A 24,239-nucleotide genomic window follows, 5' to 3' on the forward strand; every position below is an offset into this window, starting at 1 on the left:
CCGCCCAGGCGAAAATCGCCCCTGACGACGAGTACGCCATGATCAAACTGTCGGAGATCGACGTGAACCTGCTGGTGGTGTTCGACCTCCTCTACCAGGAGCAGAACACCCAGCGCGTGGCCCTGCGCCTCGGTCTCACCCAGCCCGCGGTCAGCCACGCCCTGAAGCGGCTGCGCACCCTGCTCGGCGACGAGCTCTTCGAGCGCACCTCCAAGGGCCTGATGCCGACACCACTGGCCACCCGCCTGCATCCACCGATCGCCCAGGCCCTGGCCCAGCTGCAGGAGACCCTCAACCGGCCGGAGGACTTCGACCCGGCGGTGAGCGAGCGTACCTTCAACATCGCCATGACCGATATCGGCGAGATCGTCTTCCTGCCTCGCCTGCTCGAACGCCTGACCCGGGAGGCGCCGGGCATCGCCCTGAGCACGGTGCGCAGCCAGCACGAGGACCTGAAGCGGGAGATGGAGGAGGGACGGATCGACCTGGCCATCGGCCTGATTCCCCAGCTCGGCGCCGGCTTCTACCAGCAGGGGCTCTTCGTGCAGCGCTATGTCTGCCTGATGCGGGCCGACCACCCCCTGGCCGCGGGCGAATTCGACCTGGACGCCTTCGTCGCCGCCCAGCATGCCGTGGTGGTGGCCCGCGGCACCGGCCATGGCATCGTGGAGGAACAGCTGGCCCGGTCGGGGGTCAGCCGGCCGGTCAGGCTCGAGCTACCCCACTTCGCGGCGGTGCCCTATATCGTCAGCAGCACCGACCTGGTGGTGACCGTCACCGACAAGCTGGCCGAGGTGACCCGGGAGCGCTTCCGGCTGGCGATGCGCGAGCATCCCGTGCCCTTCCCCGAGATCCCGATCAACCTCTTCTGGCACCGGCGCTTCCACCAGGATGCCGGCAACCGCTGGCTGCGCGGGCTGATCTTCGAGATGTTCGCCGAATGACCATGAACACTTACCTTACCCCTCTCTACCAGCTTTATGTATAATTTTACGCATACCTGGGTAAAGAGGCGTATTCCATGGTTCCCGGATCCTTTGTCTTCCATCGTCCAGCGCTGACCGAATCGATCGTGGCCGGCCTCGCTGGCGAGAGCCTGGTCGACTACAGCGGCGGGTTGTTCCTCGCCGCGCCACGCCGTACCGGCAAGAGCACCTTCCTGCGCCAGGATCTGATGCCTGCCTGCGAGCATCGGGGCTGGGAGGTGGTCTACGTTGATCTCTGGACGAACCGGCATCTTGACCCCGGTTTACTGATCGAGCGCGCCATCATGGCCAAGCTGCAGTCCTATGCGCCGGGCATCAAGAGGCTGTTGAGCGCGGCGGGTGTCGATTCCGTCAGTCTGCATCGGACGCTGACCTGGGACCTCTCACAGCCGGCGCTGCCCGACGAAGCCACGCTGACTGAGGCCCTCCAGGCGCTGCATGAGGCATCGGGGCGCTTGGTGATCCTGTTCGTCGACGAGGCGCAGCATGCACTGAACAGCGAGCTGGGCATGAACACCATGTTCGCGCTCAAGGCTGCCCGAGATGCGCTGACCCTGGGCACCAAGCAACCAGGCCTGCGACTGGTCTTCACCGGAAGCAGCCGGGACAAGCTGGCGCAGCTCGTGCTGAGCCGGGACCAACCCTTCTTCGGCAACACCGTCACCCCCTTTCCACTGCTGAGCAGCGACTTCGTCGAGGCGTTCACCCAGCACGTCAACGCGAAGCTTGCGCCGGGTAACACCTTCCAGGTGGCCGATGTCGCGCAGGCCTTCGAGCGCATGGGGCATCGACCCGAGCTGCTTTGGGAAGTCGTCAAGCGAGTCGCGTTGGAGCTTGGGCGTGCTTCTGATCTGGGCACGCTGTTGCAGCAGGGAGCCGAAGCGGTCCAGGCGGACTACTTGGCTATTTTCCAGTCCGATTTCGACCAGCTGACGGGGCTTCAGCAGGCGATCCTGTTCGTTCTGTCCCGGGCATCAGCCGAAAAACGCCCCTTTACGCCATTCACCCGGAGCACGCTGCAAGAGATCCAAGCCCGCGCTGGGCGCAAGACCCGACCGGCACCGTCAACGATCCAGCGCGGATTGGAGTCACTGCGTGAGAAGGGGTTGGTGTGGCGCTCGGGCCGCGGGGTGTACGCCCTGGAGGATAGCGGCATGGGAGCATGGCTGCTGTCTGGCGATAGGGGATAGATATGACCATGAGCTCGGCAGGAGGAAGCGCCATGCAATATCCCATCGCCATCGAATGGGGTGACGAAAATACCGCCACCGGCATCGTATTTCCGGATATCCCCGGCGCCATCACCGCCGGTGACACCATCGAACAGGCCTATGAGATGGCCGTCGAGGTCGCACACATCCAGCTCGAAGAACTCGCGGCCGCCGGGCAGCCGATCCCCATGCCGGGCAGTATCGCCGAGCATCGTAAAAACCCCGACTTCGCCGGCTGGGGTTGGGGGCTGGTCGAGATCGATGTCTCCCCCTACCTGGGCAAGACCGAAAAGGTCAACGTCACCCTGCCCGGGCGCGTGGTCAAACAGATCGACGATTACGTCACCCTGCACGGCATCAAGAGCCGGTCGGCCTTTCTCACTCGCGCCGCGATTCACGAGCTTGAGCGCCACGCCTCGTAAGACCTCCGTTCGGCGACAGACGCGAGCCGACAAGGGCTGCACCCGACGGATGTTGAACCCTCCTCCCCCACGGCGGCCTCCGGGCCGCCGTTTTCGTTCTCCCCCTCCCCGCCCGAGAGCTCACACTCATCCCAGGCCCATACTCGACCAAAGATGTAGACGCCTGTGAATGACCTGTCCGGGGAGCTGTTGTAGTCTCTATATTGTTTATAGACACAACAGTATTTTCTAACAACATACAGCTCAACCCGGGACCCTGCCGGCAGACAGCAAGGAGCCGATAATGACAGCCTCCACGCTCGACCAACCCCAAGCCCCTGCCTTCACCGCGCCCCAGGTGCGCCTGGAGCGCCGGGAGGACGGCACCCAGCTGCTCGACTCCGCCATCCCGCTGGGCGACGACTACGCCCGCTGCAGCGGCAAGTGGCTGGAGCACTGGGCCCGCGAGGCACCAGACCGCGTCTGGCTGGCCGAGCGCGACGCCCACGACGCCTGGCACAAGCTCACCTACGGCGAGGCGCGCCGGCGGGTGATCGCCATCGCCAGCTGGCTACTGACCCAGGGCCTCAGTGCCGAGCGCCCGCTGGTGATCCTCTCGGACAACAGCATCGAGCATGCCCTCTTGATGACGGCGGCCATGCACATCGGCGTGCCCTCCTGTTCGATCTCGCCGGGCAGCTCGCTGATGTCCCGGGATCACGCCAAGCTCAAGAGCCAGATCGAGCTGCTCCAGCCCGGGGTGGTCTACGCCGATCCCATCGAGCCCTTTGCACCGGCGCTGGCGGCCATCGCCGAGCACCACGACGGTGTGGTGGTTGCCGGTAGCCGCAGCGCCGCCACCGAAGGGGCCACCCCCTTCGCCGCGCTGGAGCAGCATAGCGATGAGCCCGCGGTGATGGCCGCCTTCGCTGCCATTACTCCGGAGACCATCGCCAAGTTCCTCTTCACCTCGGGCTCGGTGGGCACCCCCAAGGCGGTGCCCAACACCCAGCGCATGCTCTGCTCCAACCAGCAGGCCAAGGCCCTGCTCTGGCCGACCCTGGCCGAGCGCCCGCCGGTACTGCTCGATTGGCTGCCCTGGAGCCACACCTTCGGCGGCAACCACAACTTCAACATCATCCTGCGCTGGGGCGGCACCCTCTATCTGGACGACGGCAAGCCGACCCCGCAGCTGATCGAGAAGACCGCCCGCAATCTGCGCGACGTCTCGCCGACCCACTACTTCAGCGTGCCGCGTGCCTACGACATGCTGGTGCCCCTGCTGCGCGACGACACCGAGCTGCGCCGGGCCTTCTTCCAGCGCCTGGAGCTGATCTTCTACGCCGCCGCGGCCCTGCCCGACCACCTGTGGAAGGAACTCGAGGAGATGGCCCGGGAGACCACCGGCCGCGAGGTGCTGATCGCCTCCTCCTGGGGCGCCACCGAGACCGCTCCCATCTGCACCGACTGTCACTTCCCGGCGGTGCGCTCCGGGGTGATCGGCGTGCCGGTGCCGGGCACCACCCTCAAGCTGGTGCCCACGGCGGGCAAGCTCGAGGTGCGGGTCAAGGGTCCCAACATCTTCAGCGGCTACTGGAAGCAGCCCGAGCTGTCGGCCAAGGCCTTCGACGACGAGGGCTTCTACCGGATCGGTGACGCCGTGCGCTTCGTGGATCCCGAGCGCCCCGAGCTGGGCCTGCTCTTCGATGGTCGCGTCAGCGAGGACTTCAAGCTGCTCACCGGCACCTGGGTGCATGTGGGTGCCCTGCGCATGGCCGGCCTGGATGCCCTCAAGCCCATCGCCCAGGACATCGTGGTCGCCGGCCACGATCGTGACGAGATCGGCTTCCTGATCTTCCCCCACCTGGCCGAGTGCCGCCGCCTCTGCGCGGGGCTGCCCGAGGACGCCCCGGTGGAGGCGGTGCTGTCGCATCCGGCGGTGGTCGAACGGGTGCGCGAGGCCATGCGCACCCTCAAGGCGGGCGGCGGCGGCAGTTCCACCTACCCGACCCGCGCCCTGCTGCTCGCGGAGTCCCCCTCGGTGGAGGCCGGAGAGATCACCGACAAGGGCTACATCAACCAGCGCAAGGTGCTGGAGCGCCGCGCCGACCTGGTGCGCGCCCTTTACGACGACACGGGCGATCCCCGTGTCATCACCCTGAATACCGAGCATTGATGCCGAGGAACACCATGAGCGACACCCTGGTCAAGACATCGCTGGACGACAGCATCTACACCATCACCCTGGCGCGACCGGAGAAGCGCAACGCGGTCAGTGACCGCCTGCTCGGCGCCCTGGAGGAGGCCCTGATCGCCACCCCGGAGGATACCCGGGTGATCATCCTCGCCGCCGAGGGCAAGCACTTCTGCGCCGGCCTGGATCTCGCCGAGCACCAGCACCGCGACCCCTTCGGCGTGATGCAGCACTCCCGCGGCTGGCACCGCATCTTCGATCGCCTGCAGAACGGCGGCATCCCGGTGGTCAGCGCCATGCAGGGCGCGGTGATCGGCGGCGGCCTGGAGCTGGCCACCGCCACCCATGTGCGGGTGGCCGAATCCAGCACCCTCTACCAGCTGCCCGAGGGGCGCCACGGCATCTTCGTCGGCGGCGGCGCCTCGGTGCGGGTGGCCAACATCATCGGCCCCGGACGCATGTGCGAGATGATGCTCACCGGCCGCATCCTGGAGGCCGAGGAGGGCCAGCGCCTGGGGCTCTCCCACTACGTGGTCGGCGAGGGCGAGAGCCTCGACAAGGCCCGCCAGCTGGCCGCCCGCATCGCCGAAAACGCGCCCATGGCCAACTGGGCCATGGTGTCGGCCATCTCGCGCATCGACAACATGTCCAGCGACGACGGCCTCTTCGTCGAGTCGCTGACCGCCGCCCTGACCCAGACCAGCCCCGAGGTCACCGAGCGCATCGGCAGCTTCTTCAAGAGCAAGGGCCAGGGGCCCCGCAGCTGATTCCGCCAGGAGATAGCCAGATGAAATTCCAGGACAACAGCTTTATCGTCACCGGCGGCGCCTCGGGGCTCGGCGAGGCCACCGTGCGCGCCCTCCATGGCGCGGGCGGCAAGGTCGTGATCGCCGACCTCAACGTCGAACGCGGCGAGGCCCTGGCCAGCGAACTGAACGCCCAGGGCGAACGCGTGCGCTTCCGGCGCACCGACGTCACCGATGAGCAGGACGCCCAGGCGACGGTCGACCTGGCCGTGGAGGCCTTTGGCGGCCTGCACGGGCTGGTCAACTGCGCCGGGGTCGGCAACCCGGCCAAGGTACTCGATCGCGAAGGCAACCCTCAGCCCCTCGACACCTTCTCGCGCATCGTCAACATCAACCTCAACGGCAGCTTCAACATGGCGCGCGTGGCGGCCGCCGCCATGGCCAGGGGCGAGGCCCAGCAGGACGGCGAAAGGGGCGTGATCATCAACACCGCCTCGGTGGCGGCCTTCGACGGCCAGATCGGCCAGGCCGGTTATGCGGCCTCCAAGGGCGGTATCGTCGCCATGACGCTGCCCATGGCCCGCGAGCTGGCCCGTCACGGCATCCGGGTGATGACCATCGCCCCGGGGCTCTTCATGACCCCGCTGATGAAGACTCTCCCGGAGGAGGTGCAGCAGTCCCTGGCCGCCGCCATCCCCTTCCCCAAGCGCCTGGGCGAGCCCGACGAGTTCGCGCGTCTGGCCTGCCATATCGTCGACAACGCCATGCTCAATGGCGAGACCATCCGCCTGGATGGGGCCATTCGCATGGCACCGCGTTAAGAGTTTTTTCACGGCTCGGTGAAAGCGATGAGCTTTTCCGGCGCCAAGCCAACGCGAGGGCGCTGTGAACCCATCCCTGGGCGCTACTTTTGCCATCCATGGCAAAAGACCCTCGCTTCGGCTTGTCCCCGGCGCTCATCTCGCTAGGCCTGCTGAAAACAGCTCCATGCCTCGGTTGGACTGGGTCAGCCCCCTTTCCGCCCACGATCCGGTCACTGTCAGTTTGAGGACGCCATCACCATGATCGACTATCAAGCGCCGCTGCGTGATATGCAGTTCATTCTCGACGAGCTGGCCGGTCTCGAGCGGATCGCCGAGCTGCCCGGCTGCGAGGACGCCTCGCCGGACCTGGTGGGCGCCGTGCTGGAGGAGGCCGGCAAGTTCGCCGCCGGCGTGCTCGCCCCCCTCAACCCGGTCGGTGACCAGCAGGGCTGCCGCCTGGAGGGCGAGCGGGTGATCACCCCCGACGGCTGGCAGGCGGCCTACGATCAGTTCCGCGACGCCGGCTGGATCGGCCTCTCCCTGCCCCCGGCGCATGGCGGCCAGGGACTGCCCAAGCTGGTCTCCACCCCGGTGTGGGAGATGTGGTTCTCCACCAACATGGCCTTCGCCATGCTGCCCCAGCTCAACGTGGGCCAGACCGAGGCGCTGATGATCGCCGCCAGCGAGGCGCAGAAGGCCACCTGGCTCGAGAAGATCGTCAGCGGCGAGTGGGCCGCCACCATGAACCTCACCGAGCCCCAGGCCGGCTCGGACCTGGCCGCCACCCGCATGCGCGCCGAGCCCACGGACGACGGGGCCTACCGCCTGTTCGGGCAAAAGATCTTCATCTCCTACGGCGAGCACGAGCTGACGTCCAACATCGTGCACCTGGTGCTCGCCCGGCTGCCCGACGCCCCGCCCGGGGTCAAGGGTCTGTCGCTGTTCCTGGTGCCCAAGTACCTGCTCGACGAACAGGGCGAGCCGGGGGAGAAGAACGACATCCGCTGCATCGCCATCGAGCACAAGATGGGCATCCACGGCAGCCCCACCTGCACCCTGAGCTATGGCGACCAGGGCGGCGCCCTGGGCCATCTGGTCGGCGACCCGCACCAGGGCCTGGCCACCATGTTCGTGATGATGAACGACGCCCGCTTCAATGTGGGGGTGCAGGGCGTGGCCCTCGGCGAGCGCGCCTACCAGGCGGCCCTCGCCTACGCCCGGGAGCGGGTCCAGGGCCGCGATATCGTCACCGGCGGGGCCGGCAAGCCGATCCTCGCCCACCCCGACGTGAAGCGCATGCTGGTGTCGATGCGCGCCCGGCTGATGGCCATGCGCGGCCTGCTCTACACCGCCGCCAGCTGGTTCGACCTCGCCCGCCACCACCCGGAGGCCGAGGTCGCCGACAAGCATCGCCGCTACGTCGACCTCCTGATGCCGGTCGCCAAGGGCTGGTGCACCGAGGTGGGCAACGACCTCTGCGACGAGGCGATCCAGGTATTCGGCGGCATGGGCTTCGTGGAGGAGACCGGAGTTGCCCAGCTGTTCCGCGATGCCCGCATCATCACCATCTACGAGGGCACCACCGGCATCCAGGCCAACGACCTGCTGGGCCGCAAGATCCTGCGCGAAGAGGGCGCCACCCTGCGCGAGCTGATCGCCGATATTCGTGAGACCGCCTCACCACTCGACGGCCATGCACGGCTCGGCGACCTGGCGGAGGCGCTGCGCGACCAGGCGGCCTTGCTCGAGGAGACCACCGACTGGCTGCTCGCCCACCGGGCCGACACCGCCGACCTCTATGCCGGTGCCGTACCCCTGCTGCACCTGCTGGGCATCGCCTGCGGCGCCTGGCAGATGTCGCGCCTGGCGCTCGCCGCCGACACCCGCCGCCAAAACGACGACGGCGACGCCGACTACCTGGCGGGACTGGTGGAACTGGCGCGCTTCTATATGGCTACCCAGGCCCCCCAGGCCCGGGCCCACGGTCATACCCTGCGCCAGGCCGGGGCGGTATTGACCCGGTTTCCCGAAGGCGGGCTCTAAGAGCTCCCCCCACACTCCCGGGTGATGGGCGCTGGGGGCAGGCCGAAGAGGAGGGTCCGATTCCAGGGAAGGAATCGGTAGCGCCCAGGGAGGGGTTCACAGCGCCCCCGCGTAGGCCTGCCCCCGGAAAAGCCCACACCGGCTCCACTGAGCTGCTTAACAGGAGAAACGCCATGAAAGTCCTCGTCGCGGTCAAACGCGTCATCGACTACAACGTCAAGATCCGGGTCAAGCCGGACCACTCCGACGTCGACCTCACCAACGTCAAGATGGCCCTGAACCCCTTCTGCGAGATCGCCGTGGAAGAGGCGGTGCGCCTGAAGGAAAGGGGTGTGGCCACCGAAGTGGTTGCCGTGACCATCGGTCCCAAGGCCGCCCAGGAGCAGTTGCGCACCGCCCTGGCGCTGGGCGCCGATCGCGCCGTGCATGTCGAGACCGACGAACGCGTCGAGTCCCTGGCCGCCGCCAAGGCGCTGGCCAAGGTGGTGGAGGCCGAGCAACCGGGGCTGGTCATCCTCGGCAAGCAGGCCATCGACAGCGACAACAACCAGGTCGGCCAGATGCTCGCCGCCCTGACCGGCCTGCCCCAGGGCACCTTCGCCTCCGAGGTGGTCATCGAGAACGACAAGGCGCGGGTGACCCGCGAGATCGACGGCGGCCTGCAGACCGTGGAGCTCACCCTGCCGGCCATTGTGACGACGGATTTGCGCCTTAACGAGCCGCGCTACGCCAAGCTGCCCGACATCATGAAGGCCAAGAAGAAGCCGCTCGACGTCAAGACCCCGGCCGAGCTCGGCGTCGAGGTGGCCGCGAAGGTCACGCTGCTCAAGGTCGAGCCGCCCCCCGAGCGCCAGGGCGGCATCAAGGTGGGCTCGGTGGACGAGCTCGTGGACAAACTCAAGAACGAAGCCAAAGTTATTTGAAAACAGCGCTTTGAAAGGAGCTGATCGCATGAGCATTCTGGTCCTCGCCGAACATCACGACGGGCAGCTGAGTGCCGCCACCGCCCATGTGGTGGCCGCGGCCCAGCAGATTGCCAAACACGGCGGCGGCAATATCGACCTGCTGGTGGTGGGTGAGGGCATCGGCGCCGTGGCCGAGGCCGCCGCCCGGCTCGACGGCGTGAGTCGCGTCCGGGTGGCCAACCACGCCGTCTACGCCCACCAACTGGCCGAGCCCACCGCGGCGCTGCTGGCCGAGCTGGCCTCCGACTACACTCACGCCCTGGCAGCGGCCTCCACCACCGGCAAGAACGTGCTGCCGCGCGTCGCCGCGCTCAAGGACGTGGCGCAGCTCTCCGAGATCATCGCCGTGGAGAGCGCCGACACCTTCCAGCGCCCCATCTACGCCGGCAACGCGATTGCCACCGTGCAGAGCGGCGATCCGCTCAAGGTGATCACCGTGCGCGCCACCGCCTTCGACGCGGTCGGCGAAGGTGGCAGCGCCGCCATCGAAGCGGTGGACCTGTCCTTCACGAATGGGGCCGACAACGCCCAGTCCATCTTCATCAAGGAGGAGCTGGCCAAGTCCGACCGCCCCGAGCTGGGCAGTGCCAAGGTCGTGATCTCCGGCGGCCGCGGCATGGGCAGCGGCGAGAATTTTCAACTGCTCGAGGGCATCGCCGACAAGCTCGGCGCGGCCATCGGCGCCTCGCGGGCCGCGGTCGACGCCGGCTTCGTGCCCAATGACATGCAGGTCGGCCAGACCGGCAAGATCGTTGCGCCCGAGCTCTACATTGCCGTGGGCATCTCGGGGGCGATCCAGCACCTGGCGGGGATGAAGGACGCCAAGGTGATCGTGGCGATCAACAAGGACGAGGAGGCGCCGATCTTCCAGGTGGCGGACTATGGCCTGGTCGCGGATCTGTTCCAGGCGCTGCCGGAGCTCGAGCAGAAGCTGTAAGTCTCTCTCCGTACCGACGATAACGCGGGCCGGTCCTTTCGGGGCCGGCCCGCTGTCTGCCTGGATGGTTCATGACGGACGGGCAGCACGGTGCGCGGCTGTGGTCACAGGCGTCTCGCTGTGATGCCAATGCTGATGCATACTGGCATCAAGACAGATGCAGAGTCTTCACCATGCGCACTACCATCACCATTGATGACGCCCTGTACGAACAGGCGGTGAGCCTCGCCGAGTCGGGCATGGACAAGCCAGCCGATATCGTCCGGGAGGCCATCAAGACCTATGTGCGGGTGCAAGCGGGCCGGCGCCTGGCGGCCTTGGGGGACGGCACCGGAAATGCAGGATATCCCCCGGCGTCGCGGGGATCCGGCGGAGTCATGAGCGTACTCGTCGACACTTCGGTATGGGTGGATCACTTCAGGCACCGGAATGCTGCCTTGGTCGACTTGCTCGAGAGCGACCTGGCGATGACGCAGTACAGGGTAGGAGACTCCATGGCGACATTGACCCAAAAAACTTAAATACAGATATTTTTTGGTGATGCCGTTAATATCACAACTTTCGTCATAAATTAGTGGATTTTTGGATACCTTTGCCACGAGTTGCATACTACTTCTACGCGCAACCATGTGTGTGCAATCTATCGACCACCTCATTTACTCAACCTGAGCACATCATATCATCCCGAACTGCAACCAACGGAAAAACTGCAAACCTTAGATCAATGATGGACTTGATAAATAACCATAAAAACCAAGACTTCATCAATCACCCGTGTTCCGACATGCACTGGGCATACGGATCAGTTTTGCAGCCACTTTCTGAATCCGAGGTGCGCCGAGAAGAATTAGCAAGAAGGCAATTGGCCAAGAGATATAGAAGGCTCGCCACCATCGGCTTAAGAACCCTTCGTCGAGACCGGTATTAACCCATGTAATCAAACATGTCATCAATGTCACCATATAGATTGACATCAGCACTGAAAACACCAAGGGCATTAGCCTAGGTGGAAATATCATAACCCCTCCGCGCTAAAAATATTCATATAACAACAGCCTAAAGCAAAGCCCCATCTTCTGGACAACCTAACAGGTTATCTATGCTCTGATCGGTTGATCATAGGCTTCAGGCGAACCTAGACTGGTGGGGATCCCAAGTATCGACATCCTCCGACTGGGCAGCGATGCCCTAGAGCAGCACATCTCCAACCATGTCGCCGATTTCGGCCAGCGAGATGATCAGTGGCGAGTAGGTGGATGCCTTGACATGCCCGTTGTACGACGAACCTATCTTAGTGTCTGCAGACTTCCTGGGCAAGCCATCGATATCTAGTGTCACATCCCGTGGCCGGAGTACGGGGTGCAGGAAGCCGCCTGGATCCTGCTCGACTATGGCTCAGCTCAACGGCAGTTACCGCCTCAGCAACCGGAACTGCGCGCCGCTACACCTCGCCATCCGAACGCGCCGGCACGAATGGCGCGTTCTTATTTTCACGCGGGCATGGTGGCCGGCACAATGCATCGATACGCCCTGTGGCTCCCTGATAGAACTCGAGGCCGCGACTCGATGGGACGACTACTACTCGGCCATAGAGCTCCGCCCAAGGGAACACATGTCATAGGCTATATCGTCACTGTACAACCTTACCCAACCTTTCAAAAATTTTCGCACTGGGACAGAAATTTCGAGCCTCCGCGACAGAAGCTCCTGAGCGCATGGACTTCCAGCAGACACCAACTACCGGACAATTATTGCAAGCCTCCTCCAAGGCTTCAAGCTGAGACGACTCTGTAGTTGAAAAGTCACTCCTTGACACTCCAAACCGACTCATCATCACCGGCATCAGCGTTTCGGCAGGTATCAAGCCCCAGCGGGCACCATTACTCAGCTGCCTCGCCACCTCTCTCTCAAAATCGACTTCTAGTTTGAAATCGGCATCCTGGATCAGCTTCCGATAGGTTTCAGTAGATCCCTCCTGTATATCGAGAACCACTTTCGAGAGAGAACGTTTATAGAAAAAATCCGAAACCCTGTGCATGCCAGCCACCAAACAATCAATGCGTATATTCATAACGACTCATCCTCCAGGCAGGTAAATCAGTGCAAAGAACGCACCCCTCAAAATACTTCCATGCCTAACTATAATAGGACGGAATGTAATATTTTCTTTGACACAGGTCATTTTTCTCTCATAAGGAATAACCGACGACTTCACCCCAGTGACCTCTCCTCTGATGGCCATTGACAGGAGCCCACGCTCAATACGGGTTTCGCTCCCTGGCTGTACTTCGTTGACATACTGCACCGGCGGCGCATAGCCCAACGGACCTGAGCGCCCCTCGCACCCATCTCTTCAGGGTCATGCCAGCACTCTCCGCAGTCAGGACGGAAGCGTGTCGAGCCACTACAGGCAACACCCGACGCATGCGACCAAAGTCGCAGCGCCATGCCTTGCATTGTCGCCGAAAAAATACTTAGATATAGAAGTATATTCAGCCACACGACAAGAAAGGTTGGTATCCTATGGCTAGCCCCTCCGACGAACTCCCCATGAGTGAACTGGTCGTCACCGCACTGGACGCGATCGCCGATGGCATCTACCGCATAGAGCTCGCTGATCCCGATGGCGACGACCTTCCCGAATTCACACCCGGCGCTCATGTGCGCCTCGAGACTCCCAGCGGCCAGGTGCGGCACTACTCGCTGTGCAATGATCCCGACGAGCAGGATCGGTATGTCATTGCGGTCAAGCGCGAGGAGGAAGGCACCGGCGGATCGAAGAGCCTGGTTGACGAAACCCGGGTGGGCGATCGCCTCAAGGTATCGGCGCCGCACAACGACTTCGAGCTGACAGGCAACCCCGCTCGCTACATCTTCATCGCCGGCGGAATCGGCATCACCCCGATTCTCTCGATGATTCACCACCTGCGGGCCACCGGAGGCAAACCCTTCAAGCTCTACTACCTGACGCGCGAGCCGTCGCAAGCCGCCTTTCTCGAGGAACTCAGCGCTCCCGAGTATCGAGGAAAGGTGGTGATCCATCATGACCATGGCGATCCCGACAACGCCTATGACCTATGGCCGGTCCTCGAGCAGCCCAAGGGGGCCCACATCTACTGTTGCGGCCCCCGGGGGCTGATGGAAGCGGTTCGCGACATGACCGGCCATTGGACACCCTCCAGTGTGCACTTCGAGGACTTCGGCGCGAACCAGTCGGCCAGCGCGGCAGAGGACACGCCCTTCACCGTACGCCTCCACAAGACCGGCGAGGCGATTCCGGTACCGGCAGGCGTCTCGATCCTCGAGGCATTGAGAGTGAACGGCCACCATGTGCCCTACTCCTGCGAAAGCGGCACCTGTGGCTCCTGTCGGACGCGGCTTCTGGAGGGAGAGGCGGAGCACCGTGACCTGGTACTGTCGGAGGCCGAGCGAGAGGACCACATCATGGTCTGCGTCTCGCGCGCGTGTTCGAAGGAACTGGTGATCGATCTGCCCGAATGATCCATTGCTTCACCACGGAGTCCGCACCATGACAGTGCCACGCTTGAAACTCGGCATCGCGGGGTTGGGCCGCGGCTTCATGCTGCTGTTGCCCACCCTCGCGGCCCACCCCGGTATCCGCCTGGTGGCGGCTGCCGATCCACGCTCGGAGGCCCGCCGGCAGTTCCGTGCCGATTTCGCCGCCACCACCTACGCCGAAGTCGCCGATCTGTGCGCCGATCCCGACGTGGAAGCGGTATATGTCGCCACTCCCCACCAGTTTCATCGCGAGCATGTCGAACTGGCGGCGGCACATGGCAAGCATGTACTGGTCGAGAAGCCGATGGCACTCTCCCTCGGGGATTGCCAGGCCATGATCGATGCCATGCACCGCGCCGGTCGCTGGCTGGTCGTCGGACACAGCCATAGCTTCGATGCGCCCTATCTGCGCACCCGCGAGATGATCGACCGCCAGGACTTCGGGGCGGTGCGCATGATCAGTGCCCTCAACTACACCGACTTTCTCTACCGCCCCCGCCGTCCGGAAGAGCTGGACACGTCGCAGGGTGGCGGTGTGGTGTTCAGCCAGGCCGCTCATCAGGTCGATATCGTTCGTCTGCTCGGCGGAGGGCACGTCAAGAGCGTGCGGGCCGCCACTGGAAGCTGGGATCCTGCCCGCCCCACGGAAGGCGCCTACAGTGCGCTGCTCACCTTTGACAATGGTGTCTTTGCCAACATGACCTACAGTGGCTTCGCGCATTTCGACAGCGATGAACTCTGCGGATGGTCAGGCGAACTGGGGCAGCCTCGAGATCCCGACCAGTATGGCGGTGCCAGGGCGAAGCTGGCGGAGATTCAAGGACCCGAAGAGGAAGCCGCCCTCAAGAATACCCGCACCTATGGCGCCGGCCTGTCCCTGGCCAATAGCCAACCACAGGACACCGCACACAATCATTTCGGCTTCGTCCTCGTTTCCTGCGATGACGCCGACCTTCGTCCTATGCCGAACGGGGTGCAGGTCTATGCCCATACTCACCGCCATCTGGAACCCTTGCCGCCACCGGAGATCCCGAGGCGTGAAGTCCTGGATGAACTGATAGGTGCCATACGCCATGACCGTCGCCCCATTCACACCGGCGAATGGGGCATGGCAACGATGGAAGTCTGCCTGGCGCTGCTGGAATCCGCCCGGCATGACCATGAAGTCATGCTATCCCACCAGGCAAGTGTGCCGGAACCGGTGTGTTATAATGGAACTTTGGATTAGGGCAATATTGCATTCTTGGAGGACGCCACGATGCCTCGTACTACCAACCAGGAAACCAAAACGGTTCTTCGTCATTGGCAAGAGGATGTGCCGGACGATCGCCTGGCTCACTTGATACGTGATGCTGGACGAGTTCTGACAAAAAGCCTGCAGACACGCTTGGCGGAGCACTCAGTCAGCTTTGGTCACTGGTCGTTCCTGCGTATCCTCTGGGTAACGGAAGGATTGACCCAACGCGAGCTCAGCGAACAGGCTGGCCTGATGGAGCCCACGACCTTTACCGCCCTGAAGGCGATGGAAGCCAACGGCCTGATCGAACGCCGACAACTGAATGGTAACCGCAAGAACATCCATATCTACCTGACAAAGAAGGGACGCGATCTCAAGGAAACCCTGATCCCCCTGGCGGAAGAAGTCAACGATATTGCCGTGCAGGGTGTCGAATGTGAAGATCTCCGCGTGACACGACGCACCTTGCTCAAGATCATCAGCAACCTGGCTGCGGCCAACGAATAATTCCTGACCACCATCACCCTCATACTCACCATCCTATGGGATAGCGATGAATACCAATGTTTCGACCTCGGTTACGGCCACCCAAAGTAAAGAAGAACTATTGGGGGACCTGGTAGATGCCAACCATATCCTTTTCAATGAAGGCGTACTCGATGCCTTCGGCCATGTCAGCATCCGGCACCCGGAACATTCCGAACGGTTTCTGCTGGCGCGCAACATGGCTCCCGGGCTCGTCACGTTGGATGATATCCTGACGTTCGATCTCGATGGCAACCCCATCGATGCCGATGGCCGCTCCGTCTATCTTGAGCGCTTCATTCATGGCGAGATCTACCGTGCGCGACCGGATGTCATGGCGGTTGTGCATAGTCACTCCCCTTCCGTCGTCCCCTTCAGTGCCGTCAAGTCGACTCCCTTGCGGCCGATGTGCCACATGAGCGGCTTCCTGGGTGCAGGCGCGCCGATCTTCGAGATCCGGGACACGGCAGGCACAGCGACTGACCTGTTGATCCGGGATCGTTCGCTGGGGGCTTCGCTTGCCGACTCCCTGGGAAACAACAATGTCGTGTTGATGCGCGGGCATGGCGCGACGGTCACCGGGCCAACCTTGAAGCACGCGGTCTACCGAGCCATCTATGTCGAAGTGAATGCGCAGCTTCAAGCTGATGCGCTACGACTTGGCCCCATCGAGTACCTGACTCCCGAGGAGGCCAACGCAGCCAGGGAGACGACCGAGGGGCAGGTGGAGAGGCCCTGGCAACTATGGAAAATGCGGGCACGCCAGGCGCAAGCCCATCTCGGAATTTGAGGCCTTGGCACATCGGAGACACCACCAGCTGTCGACTCCACGCTTGATATTTAAGTGAAGTCGGCAGCCCCAAGGGTATCTTGTCTTTTCACATCGATAGACGCATCGAAAGATCGATAGCCTTTAGGTCCTTAGTCAGGGTGCCAAGGGAGATGTAATCCACCCCCGTCCTTGCTATATCGATCAAGGTGGCCTCCGTTACGCCTCCCGAGGCCTCGAGCATCACGCGTCCTGTCGCCACACGCACCGCCGTGCGCATGTCCTCGACACCGAAGTTGTCCAGCATGATCATGTCGGGCCTCGCCTCGAGAGCTTGCTCGAACTCCTCGAAGTCTTCGACTTCCACTTCGATAGGCTTCTGGGGTGCCAGACGCCTTGCTTCGTCTATCGCCATGGCGATACCCCCACAAGCCGCAATATGATTCTCCTTGATGAGATAGCCATCATACAGGCCCATACGGTGACTGAGACAACCACCGCAGGTTACCGCATATTTCTGAGCTAGGCGCAAGCCGGGTAAGGTCTTGCGAGTATCCAGCAATTTCACCAACGTTCCTTCGATTAACCGGGAAAAATAGCGACTTCGGGTCGCAGTACCCGAGAGAACCTGGAGAAAATTGAGCGCGCTTCGCTCTCCGCTGAGCAGTGATCTGGCATTTCCTGAAATGTTACAGATTGTCTGACCGGCCGTGACGCAATCACCATCGGCGACTTTCCACTCAACATCGACTCGAGGATCGAGCTGCTTGAAGGTCTCGTCAACCCAAGTAGTGCCACAAACAATGGCATCTTCCTTCGCGATGATGCAAGCTTCTGCCTCACACACATCGGACACCAGTCGCGCTGTAATATCGCCACTTCCGAGGTCTTCTTCAAGTGCAGAAGCTACGTTTCTTTTTACCTCTTTGTTGAGCACATGCTTATCAAGCTTATACATTAAAAATCCACCGTTTCATACTTTCTATACAATTCCAAAATACACAATTGAACTAATGCCCGCCACCATAGCAATGGTGCCTAGCACAACCCATCGATTCACCACATCTTCTCCATTCCTAAAAAACACGGACATCAGCAATACAAAAAAGGGAGTCGTTGAAGCCAATGGAGCAACAACGGAAAGCCTTCCATCCTGAAGGGCCATATAAAGAAATACAGGACCGAGACTTGAGAAAAGACCAGAAACTACAAAAATGAAAAACTCACCACGACCACAAACAGCAACATTGACATGCCTGGAAATACCACGAATAGCCTTGGAAAATATCAGATAGCTTGCCAATATAACCCAGGAAGCTGTCGTGGTGACTGCGGCTGCAATTACTGGATCTGTTCCATTATCAATGCCTATTTTCCTGAATACTATTGACACACCATAAAAAAGCGATGCAGCCAAAGGAAGGAAAAGATACCATCTGGAAGTGTCAACTGATGAATGCACAGTCTGTTGTCCACTCTGTGAACCAAGAAAAGCAGTACCTAACAGAACAAGCCCGATCCCCGGGAGCACTGCAAGATCAACGCCTTCACCAAGAAAAATGATGGCCAGTAGCACGGTAAACAATGGATGCGTCAATGTGATCGGAGTAGTGATATTCGCACCCAAGCTTGCCATACCAAGAATCTGGAACAACCGACCAAGAAGGGGAGCAAAAATTCCAGCCAAGACAAAGTGACGCCATTCCCACCACTCCGTGAGCTGCCAGTCATCCCTGAGAAGACTCCAGCCCCACAGAAAAACCACGTTAGTCGACAGGGTCACCCATAGTGCCGTAAGGGATGATGAGGTCTTGACACCAATCTTCACAAGAACAAAAGTAGCGGCGAACATCAGCGAAGACAACAGGGAAAGCAGGATGGGCATTATCACCGAGTTCAACACCACGGCCTTAAAATAATAAATCACTCATAGAGACCAAGTTAACGCCGATAACTCATGGCGTGTAGCCTGGCCTCTATGAGAATAGGTTATTATAAACAAGCAACTACTTTTTATATCATACCATCGCCTTATGCCGATGCAGCCGCAAATGAGGTGTGGCGATAATCGCTATGGCGACCACGATCATCGCCAAGGCAACCGCCCACCAGCTTGGAGTGATGAAGAGCAGTCCTGCCAAGCCAAAGCCAAGCCTCGGAAGCATGATGACTCGTCCGCGCCAGTACCCTTCCACCGCGATACTCAGCAGCAGGACACCGATCACCGCGGTAATACAGGTAACGGCGATCTCCATCCAGTCGCCGACCATCAGCAGTCCCTCACCATACACGAAGGCAAAGGGCACGATGAAAGCCGTAATGGCCAACCTTACGGCCCCGGTGGCAATCTCCAGGGGCTTGGCATCCGCGATGGCCGAAGCGGCGAAGGCGGCCACCGCCACCGGGGGTGTCATGGCCGAGAGCACGGCGAAGTAGAGGATAAACATGTTGGTCTGAAGGACGCTGAAGTCCAGGCCCAGCAAGGTGGGCCCCACTAGCACGGCCGCCAGGATGAAGGCCGAGGGAGTCGGCATGCCCATGCCCAGGATGATCGCCAGTATGGCGGAGATGATCAGTGCCAAGAAGGCAGTATCACCGGCCAGCAAGTAGACGAGATCGGCAAACTTGCCGCCTAGACCCGTCATGGAGATCCCCCCGATCACCAGCCCAGCCGCCGCACAGGCCGCCACGACGGAGACCATGCGTAGCGTGGTGACGGCCAGGGCATCCCAGATCGCCTTGGGTCCCATCCGGGTCGAACTACGGACCGCCGAGACGATCAACACCACCGCCGTGGCAAGCGCCGCGACAAAGGTCGGGGAATACCCCATCAGCAGAGCCGCCGACAACGCAACCAACGGGAGGATGAACAGGCCACCGTTCTTGAGAGTCCCCTTCAGCGGTGGGGTTTCCTCCTTCGACAATCCTCTCAGCCCCAGTTTCTGGGAGCGCAAGTGTACCTGCGCGTAAACGCACAGGAAATAGAGCAGCGCGGGAATGATACCGGCAATGGCGATATCGCGATACTCGATGCCCGTATACTCCGCCATGATGAAAGCGGCGGACCCCATGACCGGGGGCAGCAGACTTCCGCCGGTGGAGGCGGCCACTTCGACGCTACCCGATAGTGGCTTGCTATACCCGAGGCGCTGCATGATCGGGATAGTAACGGAGCCCGTCGTGACGACGTCGGAGGTCGGGCTCCCCGACATGGTACCGTAGAGTGCCGAGGAAATGACGGCGATCTTGGCCGGCCCGCCGGTTCTACGGCCGGCAACCGCGGAAGCCAGATTATAGAAGAACTCGGCACCGCCCGCCTTGGACAGGAAGGTTCCGAACATCACGAACAGGAAGGCATAGGTCGCCGCGACGCGAAGCGGCACCCCGAACAGGCCATCCGAGGTGAACATCATGATATCGAGAAAGTGATTGTAGCTGACCTCCCGGAAACCAAGTGCTCCCGGTAAGCCGTGCCCCCAAAGGTTGTAGACGACAAAGACCAGGACGACACTGGTCAGGCCAAAGCCGACCGTACGTCTCGTCGCCTCGATGGTCAGTACTAGGAGCACGCTGGCCGCCAGCAAGTCAAATGTCTCTAGTGGGAATAGCAAGGTGATGCGCTCGACGATCCGCTGGCTTTCCACGAGAAAATAGAGACCAACAACGAGACTCGCCACGACAAGACACCAGTCGAACACGCTGGGGCGGTCCTGACGCCCCTTGGGCCCAGCGCTCACATTGAGGAACAGCAAGGCCAGCATGGCGGAAAGGAAAACGACCATCATGGCATACAGATCCACATACACGATCGTCGTTGTATAGATGACAGCCAGCGCCACGAGGGCAGCGCATCCATGCACTGCCATCCCCAGCTTGCCCGTGAGGGTTCGCTTGGCGCCGGTTCCCGTTACAATCGAGAAGAAGTGATTCATTGACAAACCTCTGAGCAGCAACACTCTTTTCCCTATTAGCGGAGGCCGACTTCCTTGAGGTAACGCTCGGCGCCATCGTGGTAGGGCACCACTTCGACATCCGCCATGATTTCCGGTGTCAGGCTTTCCATGGCCGGATGAACACCGGCGATCTTCTCATAGTTTTCGTAAAGCGCTTTGGTCAGGTTATAGGCCATGTCTTCATCCATATCGCTCCGCACGGCCAAGGTAGCGCTGATCGACACGGTTGGTGTTTCGTCCGGCGCCCAGTCGTAGGCTCCCCCAGGAATCGTGAAGGCGTTGGTTCCCGTCTTCTCCGAAACTTCCTGTATGGTGTCCTCGGACAGGGGCAACAGACTCACATCGACACTCGACGCCGCCTGCATGATCGAACTCTGTCCCACGAACAGGCTGTTCAGGAACATGTCGATGCGACGGTCCTGAATCAGGCTCGACTGCTCGCTGGAAGCGGCATAGATGATGTCGCCTCCCCAGCTCTTGATTTCATCGGGTCCCGCACCGATGGCCTCCAGCATGGCTTCCGCAACACTCGATGCGATATTACCGCGTTTGTTAATGGCAATGGTGATCGGTGGCTTGACCTCGGCGATATCCGCAAAGCTGGAGATGCCATGCTTTTCGGCAAACTCTTTCCTTATTACGGCCTGCATCGGCGCCCAGGTGTAGAGATAGGAAAGTACCCTGATATCGTCATTGGCAGGCTCGCGGAAGGGGGCTGCCCCATCGCGAGCCAGCTGCAGCACGGCATCCTCGACAATACCCAGGCTGGCATCACCGCGCTGCAGCACTGCCACATTGGCGATACCGCCCCCCGAGGTCTGATAGGTCACGGTCGAGCCGGGATATTCGGCTTTCACGGCACTGTCCAGGCCGGCGCCCAGCAGTGACCACAGCCCTCCTGGCGAGGCACCGGCAACGGTGAGATTATATTCTTGGGCCGATGCGACATTTATCATCAGCCCAGGAACGACAAGGGCCATGGCCATCACGGATTTCTTGATTGAGTTTTTCATTTGTTAACCTCTTTTCACTTACGTCGTCATTGGTTCTCTGGGGGTGCTTGTTGTTGTAAAGGTGTCACTGCGCGACGGATACAACCGTCCATCCCAAGGACAATCAGATCTTGAAGCTTTCCAGTGTGGCGGGATGAAACAGTTCCTCCGGCTTCAGGAGCCGCGGGGACAGCCCCTCCGCGTGGTGTTGCTCGAGAAACCGCTCCAGCGTGTGCCGGTTGGGAGCAAAGCCGTAGGACCAGAAATCCTCACCCATCAGGCGCCGGGCGGCTTGTAGCTGGTCCTCGACGAACGGAAGTGTCACCTTGGTTGCCGAGGTGTCACTGAGCTTCGCCAGTGCCTTGGCCTTGGATTGCTCGAAAGCCTTGTAGACGGAGAATGGCAGCCAGGGATGGCGCTCTACAAGCGTCTTGCGAATACCCAGCAGATGCATGATGGGGAAGATACCGGTTCGGCGGTACCAGTCCGAGGCTGCCCGTTGAGGATCACGGTAGAGGTAACCCACATGGGGATGCTCCTGCATGAAACAGGATGGAGCGCGCGGCCCCATTACCGCATCCAGCTCGCCAGAAGCCAGCATGCCGGAGAGTGTTTCTCCCTCGGGAATGTTCTCCACGCGGACTCCGTCGGGGAGATCGAGGTTGATCTTCTCGACCCGGCCCGGTTCCTCGTAACCACCACGCATCCAGGTCACATCACGGGGCTGGAGGCCATGATCCTCCTCGAGGAACAAGCGGGCCCAGACATTGGCGGTCAACTGATATTCGGGTACGCCAATGCGCTTGCCCCGCAGGTCGGCCGGCGATTCGATACCGCGATCGGTCCGAATATAGATGGAGGTATGCCGAAAGGCGCGCGAGGGAAAGACGGGCACCCCGATATAGGGACAATTACCCGCCGCTGTCTTCACGGTGTAGCTGCTCAACGAGAGCTCGGTGATATCGAAGTCGGCATGACGAAAGGCACGAAAGAATATCTCCTCCGGGTCATGCAGCATGAATACCGGATCTACACCATCGATCTGCACTTCCTCATCGATCAATGGCCTCACGCGGTCGTAATTACCGACGGCAACCGAAAGTTCCAGCTTGTTCATCAGGGTTCCTGCTTTGTTATCCGTGAATCGCGATGTTCAGCAACATGAGAGGGCTTGCTAATGGGCTCAGCGTCTCGACTCCCTAAGGTGTGGAGGGGTGCTGCTTGCCGTCATACAGCTCCGCCTCTTCCGGGGCGGTACCCAATTGACGCCAATCCTCCTCCTTGGGGACGATGCCCTGGAAGGAGTTGAGCTTGTAATGCGGGATCCGCGGCTCCTCGGTGCCGATAGCCGGCCCCCCTTGTTGCATGGTCTTGGCGGCCTGGACCATCTGGCGACGGAACTCGACGATCGCCAGGTCGCTCGCACCGAGACGATCATGGCTACGATCGGCAATCGGGCCCATGGTTTCCCACATCGCAATATCCTGGTTGGGGATGCCCTCGATCCCGGTGAAGCTGGTACCGAGTTGCATGATGCGACGATCCTGCCAGTAGTTGTTCTCGCGGGTGCGGAATTTGCGGAAGTGCTTGTCCACGTCGAGCCCGACCTGCGTGCGGAGAAACTTGCGCCAGGACTCGGTATCCGGCGTGGTGCTCGCATCGCCCCAGGCGATGAAATGGAACGCCGTATGGGTATCATCGATCGGCACATGCAGGATCGCGATCTCGTAGAGATTATTCGGGGGAATCTGCACGGTATAGGGCGCGATGAACAGCGTGGTGCGCACATAATGGTGCGTCTTGGCATCCTTGATCGGCCGCCGAAGCGCCGCGTACCGGAAGCCGAACGGCGTCTGCTGCACCTCCAGGCGCGGCGCCTTGTCCGTGGAGGGGCGCAGCCAGAGCTTGTCGGTAGCCTCGGCGCCTTCCTTGCGGGCCGGCACCATGTCGGTGGAATGCAGGCTCGAGGAGTGGGCCGAGTCGATGGCGCCCTCGAGGATCTGGGCCCAGTTGCAATCGACGATCACCTTGGAGATGGACACCTTGGTTTCAGGCGTCGGCTGGAACACCGGCGGCATGAACTCCGGCTGCTCCTCGGGCGGCCCCATGTAGACCCAGACAAATCCGGCCGCCTCATGGGTGGGGTACGCCTTGTGCTTGACCTTCTCGGTCATCTTCGATTCCGGTGGCTCGGAAGCCATCTCCAGGACATTGCCCTCGACATCCATCTTCCAGCCATGGTAAAGGCAGCGCAGTCCACACTCTTCGTTACGACCCAGCACCAGCGACGCGCGCCGATGCGGGCACATCTCGTCCAGCACCCCCACGCGCCCTTCGGTATCCCGGAAGGCCACCAGATCCTCACCGAGCAGCCGAACCCGCACCGGATCACCGTCCGGCTCCTCGACTTCCTCGGATAGGCAAGCGGGCAGCCAGTGTCGACGCATGATCTGCCCCATGGGGGCGTCACCTTCGACACGGCACAGTAGATCGTTCTCTTCTTGTGTCAGCATAAGGCACGGTCTCCGTTTCAAGGGATAGTGAGCTATACGAGTAGGTCTCGCCGATATACTTAGATATCTAACTTACATCTCTAACCATAGCGCCTCCAGCCGCCATGTCAAACAGACCAAAGTCGCATCCCCGTGTATCGGGCACCGCGATGCTGACGTGGCCCCTCCCTCCAGCTGCACCACCGTGAGCCTTCCGGGGCTTGGCTGCACGACACGAAGAAACTCTGAGGTGAAGCACAGATCACCCGTATTCTCCCGGCCAGAGCTGCCATCTAAAGTGTGATGGAGCAAGCCACGGGCAGGGGAGAGCCATCAGGATGCAGGCGTGATCAGCAAAGTGAGAGAGGACCACCCGGTCCAGAGGTAAGCTGGCCGAGGTTTGGCCCAACCACGAGGCCTTTGCCAAGCAGTTCCACGAGGCGCAAGTGATTGATGAGCTCTACGT

At 61.4% G+C, this 24,239-nt stretch carries 22 protein-coding genes; 14 read left to right on the plus strand and 8 right to left on the minus strand.

The annotated features are described in order from the left end of the window. Positions 1-38 precede the first annotated feature (38 nt). The 10 genes from AC5W54_RS07465 to AC5W54_RS07510 all read left to right on the plus strand — a co-directional run bounded on the left by AC5W54_RS07465 (position 39) and on the right by AC5W54_RS07510 (position 10,807). Positions 39-944, plus strand: a complete 906-nt coding sequence (locus AC5W54_RS07465; protein ID WP_495961443.1) for a LysR substrate-binding domain-containing protein — start codon at positions 39-41, stop codon at positions 942-944. A gap of 77 nt (positions 945-1,021) precedes the next feature. Further along, positions 1,022-2,176 (plus strand): ATP-binding protein, encoded by a 1,155-nt coding sequence (locus AC5W54_RS07470; protein ID WP_495961444.1) that lies wholly within the window; start codon positions 1,022-1,024, stop codon positions 2,174-2,176. A 2-nt stretch (positions 2,177-2,178) separates the two neighbouring features. Beyond that, positions 2,179-2,619, plus strand: coding sequence for a type II toxin-antitoxin system HicB family antitoxin (locus AC5W54_RS07475; RefSeq protein WP_495961445.1), 441 nt, complete (start codon positions 2,179-2,181; stop codon positions 2,617-2,619). Positions 2,620-2,902: 283 nt separating this feature from the next. After that, positions 2,903-4,774 carry a feruloyl-CoA synthase gene (locus AC5W54_RS07480; protein WP_495961446.1) on the plus strand — a complete coding sequence of 624 codons (1,872 nt, stop codon included), beginning with the start codon at positions 2,903-2,905 and terminating at the stop codon, positions 4,772-4,774. Positions 4,775-4,788: 14 nt separating this feature from the next. Beyond that, positions 4,789-5,559 (plus strand): crotonase/enoyl-CoA hydratase family protein, encoded by a 771-nt coding sequence (locus AC5W54_RS07485; RefSeq protein ID WP_495961447.1) that lies wholly within the window; start codon positions 4,789-4,791, stop codon positions 5,557-5,559. Between the two features lie 20 nt (positions 5,560-5,579). After that, complete coding sequence (locus AC5W54_RS07490; protein ID WP_495961448.1) at positions 5,580-6,359, plus strand: 3-hydroxyacyl-CoA dehydrogenase; 780 nt, start codon at positions 5,580-5,582, stop codon at positions 6,357-6,359. Between the two features lie 240 nt (positions 6,360-6,599). Continuing rightward, the gene (locus AC5W54_RS07495) at positions 6,600-8,384 is read left to right on the plus strand and encodes an acyl-CoA dehydrogenase (protein ID WP_495961449.1); all 1,785 of its coding nucleotides are present in this window, start codon (positions 6,600-6,602) and stop codon (positions 8,382-8,384) included. Between the two features lie 173 nt (positions 8,385-8,557). Continuing rightward, complete coding sequence (locus tag AC5W54_RS07500; protein WP_495961450.1) at positions 8,558-9,307, plus strand: electron transfer flavoprotein subunit beta/FixA family protein; 750 nt, start codon at positions 8,558-8,560, stop codon at positions 9,305-9,307. 28 nt (positions 9,308-9,335) lie between these two features. Beyond that, positions 9,336-10,286, plus strand: coding sequence for an electron transfer flavoprotein subunit alpha/FixB family protein (locus AC5W54_RS07505; protein WP_495961451.1), 951 nt, complete (start codon positions 9,336-9,338; stop codon positions 10,284-10,286). A 173-nt stretch (positions 10,287-10,459) separates the two neighbouring features. Next, a complete protein-coding gene (locus AC5W54_RS07510) occupies positions 10,460-10,807 on the plus strand; it encodes a type II toxin-antitoxin system VapB family antitoxin (protein WP_495961452.1) in 348 nt (115 codons plus the stop codon). Between the two features lie 243 nt (positions 10,808-11,050). Here AC5W54_RS07510 and AC5W54_RS07515 read toward each other — a convergent pair whose 3' ends face one another. Together AC5W54_RS07515 and AC5W54_RS07520 are read right to left on the minus strand one after the other, a co-directional pair. Beyond that, positions 11,051-11,305 carry a DUF2798 domain-containing protein gene (locus tag AC5W54_RS07515; protein ID WP_495961453.1) on the minus strand — a complete coding sequence of 85 codons (255 nt, stop codon included), beginning with the start codon at positions 11,303-11,305 and terminating at the stop codon, positions 11,051-11,053. Positions 11,306-11,916: 611 nt separating this feature from the next. Then, on the minus strand, positions 11,917-12,357 hold the full coding sequence (locus AC5W54_RS07520) for a hypothetical protein (RefSeq protein WP_495961454.1): 441 nt from the start codon (positions 12,355-12,357) through the stop codon (positions 11,917-11,919). A gap of 479 nt (positions 12,358-12,836) precedes the next feature. On the opposite strand from AC5W54_RS07520, the gene AC5W54_RS07525 reads away from it, so the two are divergent. From AC5W54_RS07525 to AC5W54_RS07540, 4 genes are read left to right on the plus strand one after another with little or no spacing between them, the layout of a single operon-like run. After that, positions 12,837-13,787 (plus strand): PDR/VanB family oxidoreductase, encoded by a 951-nt coding sequence (locus AC5W54_RS07525; RefSeq protein WP_495961455.1) that lies wholly within the window; start codon positions 12,837-12,839, stop codon positions 13,785-13,787. 28 nt (positions 13,788-13,815) lie between these two features. Beyond that, positions 13,816-15,033 (plus strand): Gfo/Idh/MocA family oxidoreductase, encoded by a 1,218-nt coding sequence (locus tag AC5W54_RS07530; protein WP_495961456.1) that lies wholly within the window; start codon positions 13,816-13,818, stop codon positions 15,031-15,033. Between the two features lie 30 nt (positions 15,034-15,063). Further along, positions 15,064-15,549 carry a MarR family winged helix-turn-helix transcriptional regulator gene (locus tag AC5W54_RS07535; protein WP_495961457.1) on the plus strand — a complete coding sequence of 162 codons (486 nt, stop codon included), beginning with the start codon at positions 15,064-15,066 and terminating at the stop codon, positions 15,547-15,549. Positions 15,550-15,595: 46 nt separating this feature from the next. Then, positions 15,596-16,357, plus strand: a complete 762-nt coding sequence (locus AC5W54_RS07540) for a class II aldolase/adducin family protein (protein ID WP_495961458.1) — start codon at positions 15,596-15,598, stop codon at positions 16,355-16,357. 88 nt (positions 16,358-16,445) lie between these two features. Here AC5W54_RS07540 and nadC read toward each other — a convergent pair whose 3' ends face one another. The 6 genes from nadC to AC5W54_RS07570 form a co-directional block, all read right to left on the minus strand. Next, positions 16,446-17,294, minus strand: coding sequence for a carboxylating nicotinate-nucleotide diphosphorylase (nadC, locus tag AC5W54_RS07545; protein ID WP_495961459.1), 849 nt, complete (start codon positions 17,292-17,294; stop codon positions 16,446-16,448). 24 nt (positions 17,295-17,318) lie between these two features. Then, on the minus strand, positions 17,319-18,221 hold the full coding sequence (locus AC5W54_RS07550; protein ID WP_495961460.1) for a DMT family transporter: 903 nt from the start codon (positions 18,219-18,221) through the stop codon (positions 17,319-17,321). A 133-nt stretch (positions 18,222-18,354) separates the two neighbouring features. Beyond that, positions 18,355-20,268, minus strand: coding sequence for a TRAP transporter permease (locus AC5W54_RS07555; RefSeq protein ID WP_495961461.1), 1,914 nt, complete (start codon positions 20,266-20,268; stop codon positions 18,355-18,357). A 35-nt stretch (positions 20,269-20,303) separates the two neighbouring features. Beyond that, positions 20,304-21,302 (minus strand): TAXI family TRAP transporter solute-binding subunit, encoded by a 999-nt coding sequence (locus AC5W54_RS07560; protein WP_495961462.1) that lies wholly within the window; start codon positions 21,300-21,302, stop codon positions 20,304-20,306. Positions 21,303-21,405: 103 nt separating this feature from the next. Continuing rightward, positions 21,406-22,398 carry an ABC transporter substrate-binding protein gene (locus AC5W54_RS07565; protein WP_495961463.1) on the minus strand — a complete coding sequence of 331 codons (993 nt, stop codon included), beginning with the start codon at positions 22,396-22,398 and terminating at the stop codon, positions 21,406-21,408. Between the two features lie 82 nt (positions 22,399-22,480). Beyond that, positions 22,481-23,794, minus strand: a complete 1,314-nt coding sequence (locus AC5W54_RS07570; protein WP_495961464.1) for a Rieske 2Fe-2S domain-containing protein — start codon at positions 23,792-23,794, stop codon at positions 22,481-22,483. Positions 23,795-24,239: the final 445 nt, after the last annotated feature.

The sequence above is a fragment of the Halomonas sp. LMYGS-3 genome (genome assembly GCF_059509875.1).